The 21,722-nt window shown below is 32.1% G+C and carries 19 protein-coding genes; 15 read left to right on the top strand and 4 right to left on the bottom strand.

Annotation, left to right across the window (positions count from 1 at the left end; genetic code table 11):
• Nucleotides 1–43: 43 nt before the first annotated feature.
• Nucleotides 44–1,489, bottom strand: coding sequence for an amino acid permease (locus ACM6UH_RS08435; RefSeq protein WP_037538480.1), 1,446 nt, complete (start codon nt 1,487–1,489; stop codon nt 44–46).
• A gap of 225 nt (nt 1,490–1,714) precedes the next feature.
• On the opposite strand from ACM6UH_RS08435, the gene ACM6UH_RS08430 reads away from it, so the two are divergent.
• Nucleotides 1,715–3,202, top strand: a complete 1,488-nt coding sequence (locus ACM6UH_RS08430; RefSeq protein WP_047503682.1) for a catalase — start codon at nt 1,715–1,717, stop codon at nt 3,200–3,202.
• 427 nt (nt 3,203–3,629) lie between these two features.
• On the opposite strand, the gene rpmG is transcribed toward ACM6UH_RS08430, so the two are convergent.
• The gene (gene rpmG / locus ACM6UH_RS08425; RefSeq protein WP_011303194.1) at nt 3,630–3,779 is read right to left on the bottom strand and encodes a 50S ribosomal protein L33; all 150 of its coding nucleotides are present in this window, start codon (nt 3,777–3,779) and stop codon (nt 3,630–3,632) included.
• Between the two features lie 215 nt (nt 3,780–3,994).
• Between rpmG and rpsN the strand changes: the two genes are divergently transcribed.
• From rpsN to ACM6UH_RS08410, 3 genes are all read left to right on the top strand, one after another.
• The gene (rpsN, locus tag ACM6UH_RS08420) at nt 3,995–4,264 is read left to right on the top strand and encodes a 30S ribosomal protein S14 (RefSeq protein ID WP_048787416.1); all 270 of its coding nucleotides are present in this window, start codon (nt 3,995–3,997) and stop codon (nt 4,262–4,264) included.
• Between the two features lie 189 nt (nt 4,265–4,453).
• Nucleotides 4,454–5,440, top strand: coding sequence for a GMP reductase (guaC, locus tag ACM6UH_RS08415; RefSeq protein WP_011303192.1), 987 nt, complete (start codon nt 4,454–4,456; stop codon nt 5,438–5,440).
• A 3-nt stretch (nt 5,441–5,443) separates the two neighbouring features.
• Nucleotides 5,444–6,466, top strand: a complete 1,023-nt coding sequence (locus ACM6UH_RS08410; protein WP_011303191.1) for a CAP-associated domain-containing protein — start codon at nt 5,444–5,446, stop codon at nt 6,464–6,466.
• A gap of 199 nt (nt 6,467–6,665) precedes the next feature.
• Here the strand turns inward: ACM6UH_RS08410 and lexA are convergent, their stop codons facing one another.
• Nucleotides 6,666–7,289, bottom strand: coding sequence for a transcriptional repressor LexA (gene lexA, locus ACM6UH_RS08405; protein ID WP_069822220.1), 624 nt, complete (start codon nt 7,287–7,289; stop codon nt 6,666–6,668).
• A 142-nt stretch (nt 7,290–7,431) separates the two neighbouring features.
• On the opposite strand from lexA, the gene sosA reads away from it, so the two are divergent.
• From sosA to sbcC, 9 genes are all read left to right on the top strand, one after another.
• A complete protein-coding gene (gene sosA / locus ACM6UH_RS08400) occupies nt 7,432–7,665 on the top strand; it encodes a DNA damage-induced cell division inhibitor SosA (RefSeq protein WP_041784811.1) in 234 nt (77 codons plus the stop codon).
• Between the two features lie 120 nt (nt 7,666–7,785).
• The gene (locus tag ACM6UH_RS08395) at nt 7,786–8,031 is read left to right on the top strand and encodes a DUF896 domain-containing protein (RefSeq protein ID WP_048787417.1); all 246 of its coding nucleotides are present in this window, start codon (nt 7,786–7,788) and stop codon (nt 8,029–8,031) included.
• A gap of 79 nt (nt 8,032–8,110) precedes the next feature.
• Nucleotides 8,111–10,099: a transketolase gene (tkt, locus tag ACM6UH_RS08390; RefSeq protein WP_048787418.1), complete on the top strand. Its 1,989-nt coding sequence runs from the start codon at nt 8,111–8,113 to the stop codon at nt 10,097–10,099.
• Nucleotides 10,100–10,305: 206 nt separating this feature from the next.
• Nucleotides 10,306–10,545, top strand: a complete 240-nt coding sequence (locus ACM6UH_RS08385) for a YneF family protein (RefSeq protein WP_011303187.1) — start codon at nt 10,306–10,308, stop codon at nt 10,543–10,545.
• A gap of 183 nt (nt 10,546–10,728) precedes the next feature.
• Entirely contained in the window at nt 10,729–10,959 is a 231-nt protein-coding gene (locus ACM6UH_RS08380) for a hypothetical protein (RefSeq protein WP_048787419.1), read from the top strand.
• Nucleotides 10,960–11,189: 230 nt separating this feature from the next.
• Entirely contained in the window at nt 11,190–11,375 is a 186-nt protein-coding gene (locus ACM6UH_RS08375; RefSeq protein ID WP_047503688.1) for a hypothetical protein, read from the top strand.
• Nucleotides 11,376–11,609: 234 nt separating this feature from the next.
• Complete coding sequence (locus tag ACM6UH_RS08370; protein ID WP_002483379.1) at nt 11,610–12,077, top strand: CcdC family protein; 468 nt, start codon at nt 11,610–11,612, stop codon at nt 12,075–12,077.
• 111 nt (nt 12,078–12,188) lie between these two features.
• Nucleotides 12,189–13,319, top strand: coding sequence for an exonuclease subunit SbcD (gene sbcD / locus ACM6UH_RS08365; protein ID WP_011303184.1), 1,131 nt, complete (start codon nt 12,189–12,191; stop codon nt 13,317–13,319).
• Nucleotides 13,320–16,349, top strand: coding sequence for an exonuclease subunit SbcC (sbcC, locus tag ACM6UH_RS08360; protein ID WP_069793611.1), 3,030 nt, complete (start codon nt 13,320–13,322; stop codon nt 16,347–16,349). It begins immediately after the preceding gene.
• A 138-nt stretch (nt 16,350–16,487) separates the two neighbouring features.
• Here the strand turns inward: sbcC and mscL are convergent, their stop codons facing one another.
• Complete coding sequence (mscL, locus tag ACM6UH_RS08355; RefSeq protein ID WP_011303182.1) at nt 16,488–16,841, bottom strand: large conductance mechanosensitive channel protein MscL; 354 nt, start codon at nt 16,839–16,841, stop codon at nt 16,488–16,490.
• A gap of 208 nt (nt 16,842–17,049) precedes the next feature.
• On the opposite strand from mscL, the gene ACM6UH_RS08350 reads away from it, so the two are divergent.
• The gene (locus tag ACM6UH_RS08350) at nt 17,050–18,693 is read left to right on the top strand and encodes a glycine betaine uptake BCCT transporter (RefSeq protein ID WP_048787421.1); all 1,644 of its coding nucleotides are present in this window, start codon (nt 17,050–17,052) and stop codon (nt 18,691–18,693) included.
• Between the two features lie 261 nt (nt 18,694–18,954).
• Nucleotides 18,955–21,663, top strand: a complete 2,709-nt coding sequence (acnA, locus tag ACM6UH_RS08345; protein ID WP_433911951.1) for an aconitate hydratase AcnA — start codon at nt 18,955–18,957, stop codon at nt 21,661–21,663.
• Nucleotides 21,664–21,722: the final 59 nt, after the last annotated feature.

Genomic DNA, 21,722 nt, shown 5'->3' with positions numbered 1-21,722 from the left:
ACATCGGAATAAACACATAACAGTTTATTCCGATGTTTTAATTTTAATTATAATCGTGTCTCTTCAAATCCATCTCACTGAGTTTGACGATTTTAGTTTTCTTAATAAATTTGTGAACGATATAAATTACAAATAAAATAATCATAGGTGCTAAATTTCTAAATAGTGCGGCAAAATCTCCAGATAAAGCAGCATCTAACGAGTTACCAACAAATAAGAATAATAACGCTATAATGACAATAATTGGTCCAAATGGATAAAACGGTGCTTTGTAAGGCAACACTTCATTTGGATCTTTATTTTGTTTCTTAATAGCAGAGCGTAACCTAATTTGTGATAAGATACTAGACGCCCAAATCACAATAACGAGTGATCCTATAATATTTAATAACGAGAACACTATATCTGATTTGAATTGCGCTAGTATTATGATGAACAATACAATTACAAATGTAGCAATTAATGCAGTCATTGGTAATTTTGTAGTCTTGTTTAATTTAGATAAGAACTTAGGTGCTTGTCTATCTTCTGCCATAGAGAATAACATTCTACTTGTAGTATAAATCCCAGAATTAGCTGCTGATAATAAAGAAGTTAAAATAACTGCATTTATTACTGAAGCTGCAAATGCAATGCCAACACGATCAAACACAATGGTAAAAGGGCTTTGAGAAACCGATTCGTTTTTATTCAATAACATTGGGTCTGTATAAGGGATAATTGCTGATATAACTGCGATTGATAATACATAAAAGAGTAAAATTCTCCAGAAAACTTGTCTGATAGCTTTTGGCATTGAGCGATCAGGGTTAGAAGATTCGCCTGCAGTAACAGCAACGACTTCCGTACCTCCAACTGAAAAGCCTGCTACCAAGAGGACGCCTAGAAAACCTGAAATACCACCAACAAATGGTGCCTCACCAGTTGTGTAATTCGATAATCCATAAGTTTTCCCACCTAATATTCCTACAATCGTTAATACACCAATGAGAATAAACACGATGATGGTTACAACTTTGATGAGAGATAACCAAAATTCTGTTTCACCGAATGCTTTAACAGAAAATATATTTAATAAGAACAGTAAGCATAAGAATATAATGCTCCATGTGACAGGACTGAAAAATTGAAAAGCATCCCAGTAATAAAGTACACTTGAAGAAATAATAATATCAACGCTCGTTACAAGTAGCCATATTGCCCAATATAGCCACCCCATGGTAAATCCTAATGATTTATCTACAAACCTTGTAGAATAAGAACTAAACGATCCAGAAACAGGATAGAAAGTTGCTAGCTCCCCGATTGATGACATTAAGAAATACAACATAATTCCAATAATTAAATAAGCTAATATAGCGCCACCAGGTCCTGCTTGAGAAATGACATTCCCAGTTGCAACAAAAAGTCCAGTACCAATGGCACCACCAATTGCAATCATTGAAATATGACGAGAATTTAGACCGCGATTCATATTGTTTTGTGCCATAAAAAGTCTCCTATATTCGATTGAAATTTTATATATACAATACATTTTAATGCTTTTACTGAATACAAGCAATGCTTTTTGTGAGTAATAATTACAAAATGTTTAAATATTGCGAAAATTGTCATTAAAATTAGTGAGCCAATGTTTGCTTTTACGTGGAGGATACATTAAAATAAATACTAGATAATAATTATTATTATCTAGATGAAGTAAGGGGGAAGTAAAATGAGCAATAATAAAAAATTGACAAGCCTTTTCGGTGCGCCAGTCTCAGATAGAGAGAACAGTATGACAGCGGGTCCAAGAGGACCGTTATTAATGCAAGATTGGTACTTTTTAGAACAAATGGCACACTTCGATAGAGAAGTGATTCCGGAGCGCCGTATGCACGCTAAGGGTTCAGGTGCTTTTGGTACTTTTACGGTAACAAATGATATTACACAATATACTTCAGCAAGTATTTTCTCTGAAGTAGGTAAACAAACAGAAATGTTCGCACGTTTTTCAACAGTAGCTGGTGAACGTGGTGCAGCTGATGCAGAACGTGATATTCGTGGTTTTGCATTGAAATTCTATACGGATGAAGGTAACTGGGACTTAGTTGGTAATAACACACCAGTATTCTTCTTTAGAGATCCGAAATTATTCGCAAGTTTAAACCACGCAGTTAAACGAGATCCTAGAACAAATATGCGTAGTGCTCAAAACAATTGGGACTTTTGGACATCATTACCAGAAGCTTTACATCAAGTAACAATCTTGATGACAGATCGTGGTATTCCAAAAGGCTTTAGAAATATGCATGGCTTTGGTTCACATACGTACTCAATGTACAATGATAAAGGTGAACGTGTTTGGGTTAAATTCCATCATAGAACACAACAAGGTATTGAAAACTTACAACCGGATGAAGCGGCACGAACAATTGCAGAAGATAGAGAATCTTCACAAAGAGATTTATTCGAAGCAATTGAAAATAAAGATTATCCAAAATGGAAAACGTATATCCAAGTAATGACTGAAGAACAAGCAAGAAATCATAAAGATAATCCTTTTGACTTAACTAAAGTATGGTATAAAGGCGACTATCCACTAATCGAAGTTGGAGAATGGGAACTTAATCGCAATCCAGATAACTATTTCCAAGATGTAGAACAAGCAGCATTTGCACCAACTAACATTGTACCTGGTATTGACTTCTCTCCAGATAGAATGTTACAAGGACGTTTATTCTCATATGGTGATGCACAACGTTATAGATTAGGTGTGAACCATTGGCAAATTCCAGTAAACCAACCTAAAGGTGTAGGGATTGAAAATATCTGTCCATTTAGTAGAGATGGTCAAATGAGAATTCTGGATAACAATCAAGGTGGTAGTACGCACTATTATCCAAACAGTGAAGGTGCATTTGAAGATCAACCTGAATTTAAAAAACCTGGATTAAAAGTAGAAGGCGAAGCTTACGAATATGATTTCCGTGAAGATGACGATAACTACTTCGAACAGCCAGGACGTTTATTCAGATTACAATCTAAAGAACAGCAAGAGCGTATTTTTGAAAATACAGCGAATGAAATGCAAGGTACAACATTAGAAGTACAACACCGTCATATTCGTCATTGTTATAAAGCGGATAGTGAATATGGTAAAGGTGTAGCTAAAGCATTAGGCATTGACATTAATGATGTTGATCTTGAAGTTAAAGACTAATTTAACACAATTTAATAATAAAATAAGCACAAGTTGAATAAACATCATATTTAAAGCCAACGAAATTTATTTCGCTGGCTTTTTTGAGGTGAGGCTTAATTTTATTAACAAAAGTAGGATGACTAGGATTGAAAAGTTTTCAGAGCTGAAGCGCATGTATAAGTCTACTAGCATTTTTATGCATAAGAACTACTAATTTTCATAAATAGAAGTAGTAGTTCTTTAAAGCAGTGGGACTTTACATTTTCTATTCAGTCATCTACTGCCTAAACGAAAAAGAGTCTGAGACATCTATTTTTGTCCCAGACTCTATTGTTCAAAACTCAGAACATTAGACTAATATGCTGCTTTTTAAATTAAAAAAACAACATATATTACAAATTCCAATTTTTAAATGTCGTATTTAAAAGATAAGTAATGAAATGTACTACTTAGTTTCACGATGTAACGTATATTTATTTAATCTTGGACAAAACTTTTTAAGTTCAATACGTTCAGGATGATTACGTTTGTTTTTTGTAGAAATATAATTACGATCGCCACATTCAGTACATGCTAATGTAATATTTACGCGCAAAGTTAACACCTCTTTCCAAATAGTAATGATTACGTTTTATAATATTACCATATAAAATTTAATCTTTCAACATTTTAATAATGTGCAATTTGAAGAATTACATTAAAATACATATCCACTAAAAATTAATTAAAGATTAAAGATTGAATAGATAGAAAAATATGTTATGATATAAAACGTAATAATTACGATTTGTAAAAGGGAGAGGAAAATAGATGGCAAAAAAATCTAAAATAGCAAAAGAGCAGAAAAGAGAAAAGTTGGTTGCACAGTATTACGAATTGAGAAAAGAGCTAAAAGATAAGAGCGATTATGAAGCTTTAAGAAAATTGCCAAGAGATAGTTCTCCTACGAGATTAACAAGAAGATGTAAAGTAACTGGCAGACCTAGAGGTGTTTATCGTAAATTTGGTATGTCACGCATTGCATTAAGAGATTATGCACATAAAGGGCAAATTCCAGGAGTGAAAAAATCTAGTTGGTAATTTACGACTAAAGTCAGTTTACATTTGATATAAAACAATGTATATTATCTATTGGAAAAGATAAATAAAAAAGTTATTGTTCGGAAAAATGATAAAATTATCAATTATTTCAATGATAATGCTCATTAACATCATGAAAATCTTACCATTATATAAAAGTTTTATTAAAAATGTTAGGGGTTTGTTAAAATGAAAATTTTTGATTATGAAGATATACAACTTGTACCAAATAAATGTATTGTAAACAGTCGTTCGGAATGTGATACAACAATTCAATTTGGACCTAGAAGTTTTAAACTACCTGTAGTACCGGCAAATATGCAAACAGTAATGAATGAAACATTAGCGGAATGGTTCGCTGAGAATGATTATTTCTATATTATGCATAGATTTGATGAAGAAGGTCGTATTCCTTTTATTAAAAAGATGCAAGAAAAAGGTTTATTTGCTTCAATTTCAGTTGGTGTTAAAGAACGCGAATTTGGTTTTGTTGAATCATTAGCTGCTGAAAACGTGATTCCTGAGTATATTACGATTGATATCGCTCATGGACATTCTGATTCAGTTATCAATATGATTAAACATATTAAAAAACATATTCCAGAAGTATTTGTAATTGCTGGAAATGTAGGTACACCAGAAGGCGTACGTGAATTAGAAAATGCAGGCGCTGATGCAACAAAAGTAGGTATTGGACCAGGTAGAGTATGTATTACTAAAATTAAAACTGGATTTGGTACAGGTGGTTGGCAATTATCTGCTTTAAATCATTGTAGTAAAGCAGCGCGTAAACCAATAATAGCAGATGGTGGTATTAGAACACATGGTGATATTGCAAAATCAATTCGTTTTGGTGCATCAATGGTTATGGTAGGATCATTATTTGCTGCACATGAAGAATCACCAGGTGAAACAGTGGAATTAGATGGCAAAATGTATAAAGAATATTTTGGTAGCGCATCTGAATTCCAAAAAGGTGAACATAAAAACGTTGAAGGTAAAAAAATGTTTGTTGAACATAAAGGCTCACTTTTTAATACTTTAACTGAAATGCAACAAGATTTACAAAGTTCAATTTCATATGCAGGTGGCAAAGACTTAAATTCATTAAGAAAAGTAGATTACGTTATCGTAAGAAACTCAATTTTTAATGGTGATAGAGACCAAAATTTATAGTAGGTGTTTAAAATCAGAAGACTTTTATTATATATAGTCATTTTTTTGATCATTGTATTAGTCGTCCCTATCAAAGAAACGGCACCTATGACATCGTTACAGCAGCAACTCAAATCGAGTGTTGATAGTTGGACTTCAAGCGAAACAGCAACGAACGATGAACTGAAAGTACCTAATAAACAAGATTTTGCTGTGAATAATATTCAAATGAATATGTCAAAACAGGACGTCGATAACAAACTTGGCAAAGCTAAACGAGTGACATCAAATGAATATGGCACACAGTGGCATACGTATTATTCTGATGATTATAGAGCATTTGTAATGGTAAGTTATATTGATGATAGAGTGAATGCACTTTATAGTAATCAAAATCTAATTTCTTCTAAATCGAAAATTAAATACGGTACACCTAAACAAATTGTGCGAGATAGACTTGGCGAACCAATTAAAGATAAACAAAAAGGTAACGTAAAATTTGATGTTCAAGACGATGAATATGATAATTTTCATAAAGACAGCATTTATACAACGGCATTTTATGATAAACATGAGAACAATAACTTAACTGCGCTTTTACAGGTTAGTGACAAAATGGAAAATCGTTTACAACAACAATATGGTGCACCTTCTGATAATTTAGCCCAAAGTTTCGAACTACAAAACTTTGATTTAGTAAATGCTGAAAGGGTTCAACATAATTTAAATACATTAAGCTATTCATCTAGTATTTCAGATACTGCCAGAAAACACAGTAAAGATATGGCTGATAATAACTATTTTGATCATAACAATTTATCAGGAGAATCTCCTTTTGATAGATTGGAGGCAGATGGTCATGATTTCAATGCAGCAGGAGAAAATTTAGCATATGGTCAAGCAAGTAGTATTTATGCACACCAAGGTTTAATGAATTCATTAGGTCATAGAAAAAATATACTTAAAAAAGAATTTAATACTCTTGGTGTGGGTGTCGATTTTAATAAAAATAGGCAACCTTACTGGACAGAAAATTATACAGGCTAATGTTTTATTATAGTTGTATACGGGTATCCATGATTTGTGAGGATGGATAAGTTATGACAACAAATAAAAAAGATAAAACAGAAGATATACTTGAAAAAGTTAAAGAAGTTTTAGAAAAGAATAGAAAAAAATAGGCGAATGCGCAATTGCGCATTCGCTTATTTTTTTGAGAGTGTCTTAAATTGCTCTAAATTACCAATTACATTTCTCTAAATAATCCGACCACTTTTCCTAAGACAGTAACTTGATCTAAATAAATAGGGTCCATTGAACTATTTTCTGGTTGTAGACGGTAATGTGCTTTTTCCTTAAAGAAGCGTTTGACTGTAGCTTCATTTTCTTCAGTCATAGCGACAATAATATCACCATTTTCGGCAATTGTTTGGCTTCTAACAATGACTTTGTCTCCATCAAGAATACCTGCTTCAATCATACTATTTCCAACTACATTTAAAATAAAAATATCACTATTGTGTGTAGATGTGAAATGTTCTGGTAAAGGGAAGTACTCTTCAACATTTTCAAAAGCAGTTATTGGTATACCTGCTGTTACTTTGCCAATTACAGGAACATGAATTGTTTCTTCCATATTAATAGGTTCACCTAATTGTTCAGTTACTATTTCAATGGCACGTGGTTTAGTAGGATCTCTTCTAATATAACCTTTTTCTTCTAATCTAGATAAATGACCATGAACTGTTGAGCTAGATGCGAGACCAACAGCTTCACCGATTTCTCTAACACTTGGTGGGTATCCTTTAGCGTGAACAGTTTGTTTTATATATTCAAAAATCTCATTTTGTCGTTTAGTTAACTCTCTCATAATAGGCACTCCCTAATCTAATTTAACCTAATTATAGCATGTGTATATCCGTTTTACAAACGTTTGTTCGTTTCGGTGTTGACATAGAACAAATGTTCTGATAAAGTAACTATACAAACAAACGTTCTAGGAGTGACTATAAATGATAAAAATATATAAATCTCAAATAAAAGCTTATACAATGGTGTTAATTGCAACTATGGTTCTTTGCGCAATTTTTATATTAAGTGCTTATAACAACGCTAATTCAGAACAGACGTACGAAATGACAGATCACCAAATGACGCAACAATCTAACAATAGCGAACAAAACAATACTAAATTGGAGCAGAAAAGCGAACAAGATTCACAACCCGTAATGGCATCAATGTATTAAAATATATATAAAAGACAATGATTAATGATGATAATAAGGTTGGGTTAAGGTGAGCGAAACAATTTAGTTTCGTTCACTTTTTTGTTATATTTTTTATATTAATAATAACGGAGGTTTATAATGTCTCAAAAAGATGGTGTAGATATAAAAAGAATTAATGAATTAGCAAAAAAGAAAACGGAACAAGGACTTACAGAAAATGAAGCTAAAGAACAATCGAAATTGCGAAAAGCTTATCTAGAATCTTTTAGAAAAAACTTTAAACAACAAATTGAAAGTACAAGAGTCATTGATCCTGAAGGTAATGATGTCACTCCGGATAAAGTGAAGAAAATTTTAGATGCGAAAGAGAAAGAAGATAAATAGAAAATCAATATTTTGTTAAATAGATATTAAATAAGGTATAATGATATAGAATCTTGTTAGAAGAAAGGAAGTCATTTAGATGAATAAAGAAAAAGATCAATTAGCGGTTGATACGATTAGAGCATTGAGTATCGATGCTGTTGAACAAGCCAATTCAGGACACCCTGGATTACCAATGGGTGCTGCTCCAATGGCATATACACTATGGACACGCCATTTAAATTTTAACCCCCAATCAAAAGATTTCTTTGATAGAGATCGCTTTGTATTATCTGCTGGACATGGTTCTGCTTTATTATATAGTTTATTACATGTTTCAGGTAGTTTAGAATTAGAAGAGTTAAAACAATTTAGACAATGGGGTTCTAAAACACCAGGACACCCAGAATTTAAACATACAGATGGAATTGAAGTAACAACTGGTCCACTTGGACAAGGTTTTGCTATGTCTGTAGGTATGGCGATGGCTGAAAAACACTTAGCTGGTAAATTTAATAAAGAAAATGCTAACGTTGTTGATCATTACACATATGTTCTTGCTTCTGACGGTGACTTAATGGAAGGTATTTCTCATGAAGCAGCTTCTTTAGCAGGTCATAATCAATTAGATAAATTAATCGTTTTATATGATTCAAATGATATCTCGTTAGATGGAGATTTAGATAAAGCATTCTCTGAAGATGTAAAAGGTCGTTTCGAAGCTTACGGTTGGAAACACATTTTAGTTAAAGATGGCAATGATTTAGATGCAATTGATAAAGCTATTGAAGAAGCTAAATCACAAGATGTTCCAACAATTATAGAAATTAAAACTGTAATCGGTTTCGGTGCGCCTAATAAAGAAGGTTCTCACGGTGTGCACGGTGCGCCACTTGGAGAAGATGAAAGAAAATTAGCGTTAGAAAACTATGGTTTAGATCCAGAAAAACGCTTTAATGTACCAGAAGAAGTTTATGAAATCTTCCAACAAAGCATGTTAAAACGTGCAAATGAAAAAGAAGAAGCATGGAATAAACTTGTAGAAACTTACAGTAAAGATTATCCTGAGCTTGCAGAAGAATTTAAATTAGCAATCAGTGGTAAATTGCCTGTCAATTATAGTGAAGCATTACCTCATTTTGAAGCTGGACACAGTGGCGCGTCACGTGCAGACTCAGGTGAAGTGATTCAAGCATTAAGTAAAACAGTGCCTTCATTCTTTGGTGGATCAGCAGATTTAGCTGGTTCAAATAAATCAAATGTTAAAGATGCACCTGATTTCGATAAAGAAACACCAGAAGGTAAAAATATTTGGTTTGGTGTACGTGAATTTGCAATGGGTGCCGCTGTAAATGGTATGGCTGCTCACGGCGGATTACATCCATATGGCGCAACATTCTTTGTATTTAGCGACTACTTAAAACCAGCATTACGCTTATCATCAATTATGGGTCTAAATTCAACATTTATCTTTACACATGACTCAATCGCTGTTGGTGAAGATGGTCCAACTCATGAACCAATCGAACAATTAGCTGGTTTGCGTGCAATTCCAAATATGAACGTCATTCGTCCAGCAGATGGTAACGAAACACGTGTTGCTTGGGAAGTTGCTTTAGAATCAGAAGGCACACCAACTTCATTAGTATTAACACGTCAAAATCTTACAACTATGGATCTTTCTAAAGAAACTGTAGAAGAAGGTGTTCGTAAAGGTGCTTATGTAGTATTTGAATCAGATAAAGCACCAGAATTCTTACTATTAGCTACTGGTTCTGAAGTTAACTTAGCTATAGAAGCTGCTAAAGATTTAGAAGCTCAAGGTAAAGGTGTACGTGTTGTTTCTATGCCAAACTGGAACGCTTTTGACCAACAAACTGATGAATATAAAGAATCTGTATTACCATTATCAATTACTAAACGTGTTGCTATTGAAATGGCATCACCACTTGGTTGGCACAAATATGTAGGTACAGAAGGTAAAGTAATTGGTATCGACGGATTTGGTGCTAGTGCTCCTGGAGACTTAGTTGTTGAAAAATATGGCTTTACTAAAGAAAATGTATTAAATCAAATTCAAACATTTTAATTAGTGTAGTGAAAATTGATTTTGTTGGTATGAGAACTTAAGTTCTCATACCATTTTTTATTTTATAATTAAAATAAGCTTATATTTACAAATTGATTTTGAAATTGATATAATACATGAATCGATAATTTATATAAATAGAGTTGCTCTTGAAAATGAGCACTAATTTTAGTAAAATTCATTAGGATAGGAAAGTGGGTGAAACAATGGCAACTTGGTTAGCAATCGTATTAATCGTGTTAGCATTAATTTTAGGTTTAGTAGGTGGATTTTTCCTTGCAAGAAAATATATGATGGATTATCTTAAAAAGAACCCACCAATCAATGAAGAAATGCTACGAATGATGATGATGCAAATGGGTCAAAAACCTTCTCAAAAGAAAATAAATCAAATGATGACAATGATGAATAAAAATCAACAAGATCAATTGAAAAAATCTAAATAGAACATCATTAAAGGGCTGGGAGCTACTTGTAAAAAGTAACTTTCAGCCCTTATTTTTTGCTCTGGCAACACAGTGGCAAAATGACTATGAATTTTTAAATCACATTTATAAATACATTGTTTAGTATTTCATAACTTCTTTTTCATTATTCGGGTACAAAATTATGAATTAAAAGCATTTGGAATGTTTTTGAAAATAATAATTTCAGATGATGAAAATATACCTTTTCTTAATACTACAAATGTAGATAATAAAGGTTATGAAAGTGCATCAAAAAATCAAAGGAAGTGGTTGCTCGATGGTAACACTCAATTCCCAAATTCGATTCAAGTTGCAAAGGTTAACTTCACAGCTGTAACTGATGAAAAAGATAAAATTCACTACCCAACAGATAGTGTAAGTCAAAAGTTATAAGATGAATATATGAATGAGGATATTGAGAATTTTAAAAATAAGTTATATAACATTCTTTTTGAAAAATAAGAATACAATAATCAATTTACAATATATTCTTATAGGTAATTTATAGAATGAATACGTAATTAGTGTAGGAGAGTATAACAATAAAAATTCGAGTATTCAGAAAAATAATTGATTATAGATTGTAATTTGTTATAATATGAATATAAGGGAGGTAGTAATAAGTGAAGGATGCTTATGCCATGGAAGATAAAGAAGTACTTGATCGACTAGCAAATATGCATATTAACTTTCCGACCGACGAAGCATTTAAGAAATATCATAACGCGATGCAATTACATGATATGAATTATCTTAGATACACTTTAAACGATGCATTGTCCGCATGTACACAAACAAATGCAATATAAATAAACATGTAGTAAAATCAGCTTAAATATAAGCTGGTTTTATTTTGTGTATATTGTGAATAAACATTTGACTATGTCGTTTTCTACATAACTAAAAGACATGATATGAACATTAAGCCTTAAATTTTGAAGATTAAATAATAAATTAGGCTATAAATACTGATTATTAATTTATTAAGTGATATACTATCCAAGGTAAATATCATCTTGTAGAAACACAAAGAAGGTGTAAGCATGTTGTATTTAGTATTTTCAATAGTTTTCGCATTTTTAATGGGTATTGGTGTCATTATAGTCAGAATGAAAGCACAACAATTTCCCGTAAATGAAAAGAAAATTATACTACCTCCATTTTTTATGGCAACAGGTGCATTGATGTACGTGGTACCTTATTTTAGATTAACTGGAACTGAGATTTTAGAATGTATCATTATGGGGTTATTATTTTCTACCATATTAATTTGGACATCTAGATTCGAAACACAGGGTAGTGAAATTTACATGAAACGTTCAAAAGCGTTTCCAATTATTCTTATATCATTGTTGTTAATTCGTACAGTAATCAAAATATTTATAAGTAACCAAATTGATCCAGGGGAAATTGCAGGTATGTTTTTCTTATTAGCATTTTGCATGATTGTACCTTGGAGAATAGCAATGTTATATAAATTCAAAAAAGTTAAAAGTAATTTAATTCAATAAATTATTGCCGTTTATCTATAAAGGTAAACGGCTCTTTTAATATACTTGAAGCGTTATGAAAAATATAATAAACTATTAATACGAACAAACGTTCTAAGAGAGGGCGATATAATGAAAATCATACATACTGCGGATTGGCATTTAGGGCGAATATTAAATGGGAAGTCGTTACTAGAAGACCAAGCGTATATACTAGATAAATTTATTGAGGCAATGAAATTAGAACAACCCGACGTTATTGTCATTGCGGGTGATCTATATGACACAAGTTATCCAAATAAAGATGCGATTCAATTACTTGAACAGACAATTGATATATTAAATTTAGAAATGAGTATTCCTTTAATTATGATTAATGGTAACCATGATAGTAAGGAAAGATTAAATTATGGCTCAAAATGGTTTGAAAAATCACATATGTACATACGTACTGACCTTAATGATATGAATAAACCAGTAACGATTGGGAACGTTGATTTTTACACAATGCCTTTTGCCACTATAAATGAAATGCAATATTTCTTTGATGACAAAGCTATAGAAACACACCAACAGGCTTTAAACAGAGTGTTGGCATATATGCATGAAGTCATAGATGAGAATAAAGTGAATATTTTTGTTGGTCATTTAACAGTACAAGGTGGAATTCGCTCTGAATCTGAAAGGCCGTTGACTATAGGTACAGTTGAGTCAGTTGATGAGAATCTATTTAATCAGTTTGATAGAGTTATGCTTGGACATTTACATCATCCTTTCAGTATTGAATCTAATTTTATAAATTACAGTGGTTCATTGTTACAATATTCATTTTCAGAAACGAAACAACCAAAAGGTTATAAAATAGTAGAAATTAAAAATCAAAAAATAACAGACAAATTTATACCATTAAAGCCTCTAAGACAATTAGAAGTGATTGAAGGTAATTATGAAGATGCAATACAAGAAAAGTTAGAAGTAAAACATAAAGAAAATTATTTACATTTTAAATTAAAGCATATGTCACATGTGAGTGATCCTATGATGCATTTGAAGCAAATTTATCCTAATACTTTAGCGTTAACCAATCAGACGTTTGATTTTAATACATCTATACACCATGAAAATATTGAAATTCAAAAATTAGATGATGAAACAATAATTGATAATTTTTATAATAGTATAACGGGTGAACATTTAACTACGAATCAAAGTAAAAAAATAGAAAAAATTATGACAGCATTACTTGAGGAGGGTTCTAAATAAATGAGACCCATTAAACTGAATTTAACTAATTTCGGTCCCTTTTTAAATGAAACAATTGATTTTAATAATGTAGAAAATAACCAACTCTTTTTAATCAGTGGAAAAACTGGTTCAGGCAAGACGATGATATTTGATGCTATTGTGTTTGCATTATTTGGTGAAGCTTCCACAAAAGATAGAAAAGAAAGCGATTTAAGGAGTCATTTTGCTGAAAGTAAAAAACCAATGGTTGTCGAATTTGAATTTAAATTAAGAAATCAATATTTTAAAATTCAAAGACAAGGTGCATTTATAAAGGAAGGTAATAAAAATAAAACACTAGGGCAACTAGCAGTTTATCAATATGAACAAGATGATTATGCACTTAGAGAAAGTAAAATTAATAGTGGTAATCAATTTATCAAAGCGCTACTAGGTGTGAATGCTGAACAATTTCGACAACTGTTTATATTACCACAGGGTGAATTTAAACGATTTTTACTCTCGAAAAGTGTGGAAAAACAAGATATATTAAGAACACTGTTTAACAGTCAGAGATTTGAAGAAATTCAAAAAAAATTATCTGATGATGTAAAAGAAGTAAGAGAGCAAATAGAAAAAAGGTACAACGATTTAGAAAATCATTGGAAAGAATTGGAAACTTTTGATGATGAAACATTATGCGAGCATAAAGTAATAAGTGCTAGACAAACGAACAATATCATTAAGGTATTACCAGATTTTAAAATGAAAGCACAAATAATACGAGATGACTTTGAACAGAAAAAAGAAATATTAAAAAATAAAGTCAACAGTACAGAAAATGCTTTAAATAATAATATTAAATTAGAGGATGCTTTAAATAAGCTCAATGAAAATCAACAAAAATATGAAGCATTATTAGTTAATGAACACGAAATCCAAGAAAAAGTTAAGCGTGTAACAGAAATCAACGAAGTAAGACCCATTACGAATTTATTAGAAGTAAAAGAAAATACAATTTCCAAAAAAGGTAAAGTAGCGCAAAGTATTGAAGAAAAATCTAAAAGTATCTTTGATTTGGAGGATAAGATAAAACAAAGTAACCTTGAAGCGGATAACCTTAAAGAGAAGCAAGATGATATTGAGGAACTAAGGCGTTTTATTGAACAGACGCAATTGTTTTTTGAAAAAGCAAATAAATATAAAGATGCCTACAACAATTATCAGTTCACGAAAACAGCATTTACAGATTTAGAAGCGCATTTAACTCAAAAAAATGAGGAAATCAAAGATACTACAGCTAAATTAAATCAACGTCAGCCTGATTATCGAAAGATAGAACAAATTACGGAAGCAATATACAACCTTAATAATAATATTAAACAATTGAAGCAAAATGAAAAAGATAAAATTGAGTATGATGCATTAGAGAAAAGAAAAATGCAAAAGCAACGTAATCTTAAAGATTTAAGTCAAAAGCGTGTGCAACTCAATGAGGAATATAATAATATTGATAAATCTAAATTAGATTTAAACAACAAACAAGATGTAATTGCAACAGTACAAGCAGCTCTACATACTGGTGAAACTTGCCCAATCTGTGGTAATGAAATTCATACATTATCGAGTCACGTGGATTTTGATGAAATAATGGAAAGACATCAACAGCTCACGCTATTAGAAGAAAAAATAGCTACTGTAAAAGGAGATATTATTAAATGTGAAAGTGAATTGTCACACATTGAGGAGCAATTATCAAAATATACTATAGCTTCATTGGAAAATATAAATTATGAAGCTCTAGAAGATGAAGTTGAGAAGAAATATCAAGAAAAGAAAAAAATAGATGAAGAAAATAATGAAATAGAAAAATTAAAAGACCAATTACAACAATATGAAAAAAGTTCACATGATTTACAGATGAATATTCAAAAAAAAGAACACATATTAAAAGAAAATGAAACTGCGATAAACGATTTTGAAAATACAACAGGTTATAAACGGGTTGATGAATTTTTAACAAAATTTGAAGATGCTTATAATCAAATACGCCAATTTGATCAAACGCTAAATGAAATTGAACAAAAAATACAAAATTATAAGAGTACTTTAGCAATAGAAAAAAATAGTGTAACTTATTTAAAAAATAACCTTGCTGAAATAGAAACTGAAATCAATGAGACTGATATGAAAATCAATGAGGAAATGCAACGTATTGGTTTTACATCAATAGAACAAGTTGAAAAAGTAACAGCACAAGCATCAGAAAAGCAAAATTTAGAAAAAGAAATTGAAACTTTCAAAAAAGAGAAACAATCTTACGAATTATATATAGCGCAACTAAAAGCTGAAACAAATAATAAGAAGCTAGATGATACACAACAACTAAAAGAACGATTTGAAGAAATGCAACAAGTATATGAAACAGCTTCAACTGAATTAAGTCAACATGACTATAAAATGGAGTTTAATTCTAAAAAAATAACTGAAATAAATAAAATTATAGATGAGTTAAATAGTGAATTGCAATCTCAACAAGAAGTATTTCAATTAGCAGAAATTTTAGCAGGGAAAAATGAACAAAAATTAACGTTGGAAAATTATGTATTAATATATTACTTGGAGCGTATTCTTACTCAAGCTAATCAGCGCTTAGCAATTATGACGGGACAGAGATACCAATTAACGAGACGAGCTCAAATATCTCAAGGCTATAGTGGACTAGAAATAGATGTGTTCGATGCACATTCAAATCAATCACGCCACATTACATCGTTATCTGGTGGAGAAACATTTCAGGCATCATTAGCATTAGCATTGGGATTAAGTGAAATTGTGCAACAAGAATCAGGTGGGATTTCACTTGATTCAATGTTTGTAGATGAAGGATTTGGTACTTTAGATCAGGAAACACTAGAAACTGCACTAGATACATTGCTAAGTTTAAAATCAACGGGTCGCATGGTTGGGATTATTTCTCACGTAAGTGAACTCAAGCAAAGAATACCGCTTATATTGGAAGTAACCACAGAACAGTATCAAAGTACAACACATTTTAAAAAACAATAGAGTATAAAAAAAATATATTTAAATAAGAAAAAAGCCAAGACATTTTGAAATGTCTTGGCTTTTTTGATTTAAACTAGAGCGAACTATGAAAATTTTAAAAAAGCTTAATTTTTTTCGCTTTATGCTAATTAAATCGAATTAATTTTTTTCACGTAATAAGTCGCGGATTTCCGTTAATAATACAGTGTTTTCTTCGATTTCTTCTTCCTCTTCTTTCTTCATTAACGTATTAGCAATTTTAACGAAAATGAATAAAGCGAATGCAATGATGATGAAATCAATAATTGATTGAACGAACATACCATATTTAATACCCATAAATGACCAGCTTTCAGCAAAGTCAACAGTACCGAAAATTAAACCAATTAATGGCATGATAATGTATGAAACTAAAGCAGTAACAATTTTATTAAATGCTGCGCCCATAACTACAGCAACTGCTAAATCTAAAACATTACCTTTAAGTGCAAACTCTTTGAATTCCTTTAACATATAATTAACTCCTCTTAATTAAATTTAAAATTTATTATACATTATATGTAAAGTTTAGAAAATAGTTTATTTAATGAAATTTGATATTAACTCATTGTTTTGTTATTGTAATACGTGGCTATTACATAAAATAGTAGTGTTTAGAAATTCTAATCATTCTAATTTAGATTCGAAAAATTTAATATGATAAGAAAGGGAGTAATTAATTATGAATTCTTCTAGTAACCAACCTAATGGTAAGAAATTATCTCCAGTTTTTATCTATAGTGCGATTATCGTAGCGATTGTTGTTATTATCGGCGCAGTGTTACCGGAACAATTTGATCATGTTACGAATACAATTAAACTATGGATTACTGATAAACTAGGATGGTATTACTTAATTCTTACAACGTTTATTGTATTCTTCTGTATTTTCCTAATCTTTAGCCCGATTGGTAAATTGAAGTTAGGTAAACCGAACGACAAACCTGAATTTAATACAATTTCATGGTTTGCTATGTTGTTCAGTGCTGGTATGGGTATTGGGCTTGTATTCTATGGTGCAGCAGAACCAATGGCTGACTTTGCAGCGCCGCCAAATGCGGATCCGAAAACTGCAGCAGCTTATACCGAGGCCTTACGTTCAACGTTTTTCCATTGGGGATTCCATGCATGGGCAATTTATGGCGTAGTTGCATTAGCGCTCGCTTATGCCCAATTTAGAAAAGGGGAACCTGGATTAATTTCTAGAACATTACGTCCTATCTTAGGAAATAAAGTTGAAGGCCCAATTGGGACAATCATTGATGTGCTTGCTGTATTCGCTACAGTAGTAGGTGTTGCCGTATCACTAGGTATGGGCGCATTGCAAATCAATGGTGGGCTTCACTATTTATTTGGCATACCAAATAATGTTTGGGTACAAGCAATTATTATTGTAGTTGTAACTATTCTATTTATTATGAGTGCTTGGTCTGGTTTAAGTAAAGGCATCCAATATTTAAGTAATTTAAATATTAGTTTAGGTGCAATTTTAATGATTGCTGTTTTAATCATTGGACCGACAGTATTGATTTTAAATATGATGACAAGTTCTACAGGTAGTTTGTTGAACTCATTCTTATTAAATACGTTTGACACTGCAGCTTTAAACCCTCAAAAACGTGAATGGATGTCTAGTTGGACACTTTACTATTGGGGTTGGTGGTTAAGTTGGAGCCCATTCGTAGGTATTTTCATTGCACGTGTATCTAAAGGACGTTCTATTCGTGAATTTATTGCTGGGGTACTTTTAGTACCAGCGTTAGTAAGTTTCGTTTGGTTCAGTGTATTCGGTGTACTTGGAATTGAAACTGGTAAGAAAAATCCAGAATTATTCGATATGACTGCTGAAACACAACTCTTTGCTGTGTTCAATGAAATTCCACTAGGTATTATACTATCTATTATTGCATTAGTATTAATCGCATCATTCTTTATTACCTCTGCTGACTCAGCAACATTTGTATTAGGTATGCAAACGACAAATGGTTCATTAGAGCCTTCTATTATGATTAAAGTTACATGGGGTATCGCACAATCATTAATTGCATTCGTATTATTATTTGCTGGTGGAGGTAATGGTGCTGAAGCATTGAATGCGATTCAAAGTGCCGCCATCATAAGTGCCTTACCGTTCTCCTTTGTAGTGATCATGATGATGATTTCATTCTACAAAGATGCGAACCAAGAGCGTAAGTTCTTAGGACTTACTTTGACACCAAATAAACATAGATTGCAAGATTATGTACAACATCAACAAGAAGATTATGAAGATGATATTATTGAAAAACGTACACCATTAAGAGATGCAGAAAAAGCAGAAAAATAATATTGATTAATAGTCAAAAACTGAGAATCCAATTGGGTTCTCAGTTTTTTTGTAGGATAATGAAATTAGCTGATAATGATTCTCAACTGATAATAATAACTTATTACACCTGCATTTAGCAATAAGTTTTGCTTATGTATACTGATTGAAAAATCAAATCTAATTTAGCCATGTTTCTGGCTCTATCTAGTTGTTTTAAACTACATATAATTATACAATTTAACTAACGGCATATATTAAAAAAATTCAAGGGGGATTTATATGGCTTCTAATATTAAACAGCAAGCGAAAAAATCGTTTGACTTAAATGGGAAATCATACACGTATTATGATTTAAACACTTTAGAAGAACAAGGTTTAACTAAAGTAGCGAAACTGCCATATTCAATTAGAGTATTACTAGAATCTGTTTTAAGACAAGAAGATGGTTTTGTAATTACAGATGAACACATCAAAGCGTTATCTGATTTTACTGAAGGTGCAGAAGGAGAAGTTCCTTTCAAACCTTCACGTGTAATTCTACAAGATTTCACAGGTGTACCTGCTGTCGTAGACTTAGCTTCATTACGTAAAGCCATGAATGATGTAGGTGGCGACTTAAATAAGATCAATCCAGAAGTGCCTGTTGATTTAGTTATCGACCACTCAGTACAAGTAGATAGCTATGCTAATCCAGAAGCGCTAGAACGAAATATGAAATTAGAGTTTGAAAGAAACTATGAACGTTACCAGTTCTTAAATTGGGCAACTAAAGCATTTAATAATTATAGTGCTGTTCCACCAGCAACGGGTATCGTACACCAAGTTAACTTAGAGTACCTAGCTAACGTTGTACATGCACGTGAAGTTGATGGTGAAACTGTTGCATTCCCAGATACATTAGTTGGTACCGATTCACATACGACAATGATTAACGGTCTTGGCGTATTAGGTTGGGGTGTCGGTGGTATTGAAGCCGAAGCTGGTATGTTAGGTCAACCTTCATACTTCCCAATTCCTGAAGTTATTGGTGTTAGACTATCAAATGCTTTACCACAAGGTGCTACTGCAACGGACTTAGCATTACGTGTAACACAAGAGTTACGTAAAAAAGGCGTTGTAGGCAAATTTGTTGAGTTCTTCGGTCCAGGTGTACAACATTTACCATTAGCTGACCGTGCAACAATTGCTAATATGGCTCCTGAATACGGTGCTACTTGTGGTTTCTTCCCAGTAGATGAAGAAGCATTAAAATATATGCGTTTAACAGGTCGTTCTGAAGAACAAATTGACTTAGTTAAAACATATTTAGAAGAAAATAGCATGTTCTTTACTGTAGAAAAAGAAGATCCTGAGTACACAGATGTTGTAGAACTTGATTTAGCTACTGTTGAAGCTTCATTATCAGGTCCTAAACGTCCACAAGATTTAATCTTCTTGAGTGACATGAAAAAAGAATTCGAAAAATCAGTAACTGCACCAGCGGGTAACCAAGGTCATGGTTTTGATAAGAGTGAATTTGATAAAACTGCAACAATTGAATTTAAAGATGGCACTTCAACAACTATGAAGACGGGTGATTTAGCGATCGCTGCGATTACTTCATGTACGAATACATCTAACCCATATGTTATGTTAGGTGCTGGACTTGTTGCTAAAAAAGCAGTTGAAAAAGGTCTTAAAGTACCTGAATATGTTAAAACATCATTAGCTCCAGGTTCAAAAGTTGTTACTGGTTATTTAAGAGATTCTGGTTTAAATGAATATCTTGATGACTTAGGATTCAACCTTGTTGGTTATGGTTGTACAACATGTATCGGTAACTCTGGTCCATTATTAGAAGAAATTGAAAAAGCGATTGCTGAAGAAGATTTACTTGTTACTTCTGTTTTATCAGGTAACCGTAACTTTGAAGGTCGTATTCATCCATTAGTTAAAGCTAACTATTTAGCATCACCACAATTAGTGGTTGCTTATGCTTTAGCTGGTACAGTAGATATTGACTTACAAAATGAACCACTTGGTAAAGGTAAAGATGGCGAAGATGTATATCTAAAAGATATTTGGCCATCAATCAAAGAAGTTTCAGACACAGTTGATACTGTTGTTACACCAGATTTATTTAAAGAAGAGTACGAAACTGTATATAACAATAACGAAATGTGGAATGAAATTGATGTAACGGATCAACCTTTATATGATTTTGATCCAGAATCAACTTATATCCAAAATCCTTCATTTTTCCAAGGTTTATCTAAAGAACCAGGAACAATTGATTCATTAAATAATTTACGAGTAATGGGTAAATTTGGTGATTCTGTAACGACAGACCATATTTCTCCAGCAGGTGCGATTGGTAAAGATACACCAGCAGGTAAATATTTAATTGAACATGGCGTGCCAATTCGTCAATTTAACTCATATGGTTCTCGTCGTGGTAACCATGAAGTTATGGTGCGTGGTACATTTGCGAATATTCGTATTAAAAACCAACTTGTACCTGGTATTGAAGGTGGCTATACTACTTACTGGCCTACAGGTGAACAAATGTCTATATTTGATGCAGCTATGAAATATAAAGAAAACGGTACTGGATTAGTTGTATTAGCAGGTAACGACTACGGTATGGGTTCTTCACGTGACTGGGCAGCCAAAGGTACAAACTTATTAGGCGTTAAAACAGTTATTGCGCAGAGTTACGAACGTATTCACCGTTCAAACTTAGTAATGATGGGCGTATTGCCGCTACAATTCCAAGAGGGCGAATCAGCTGATAGTTTAGGTATCGATGGTACTGAAGTTATCTCTGTAGACATTGATGAAAATGTTAAGCCACACGACTTAGTTAAAGTCCAAGCTAAAAAAGACAATGGTGAGGTAATTGAATTTAAAGCTATTGCTCGTTTCGACTCAAATGTAGAAATGGATTACTATCGTCATGGTGGTATCTTACAACTTGTATTAAGAAATAAGCTAGCTGGACAACAATAAAAAAACAAACCTGTATAATTAGTATACTGATGGACTGGCCATATGCTAGTCCATCTTTT

It is taken from the genome of Staphylococcus sp. LKG4-2, assembly GCF_050955665.1.
Taxonomy (GTDB): Bacteria; Bacillota; Bacilli; order Staphylococcales; family Staphylococcaceae; genus Staphylococcus; species Staphylococcus saprophyticus.
The sequence above is the reverse complement of the archived record's forward strand: the minus strand, read 5'-3'. Positions and strand labels throughout refer to the sequence as shown.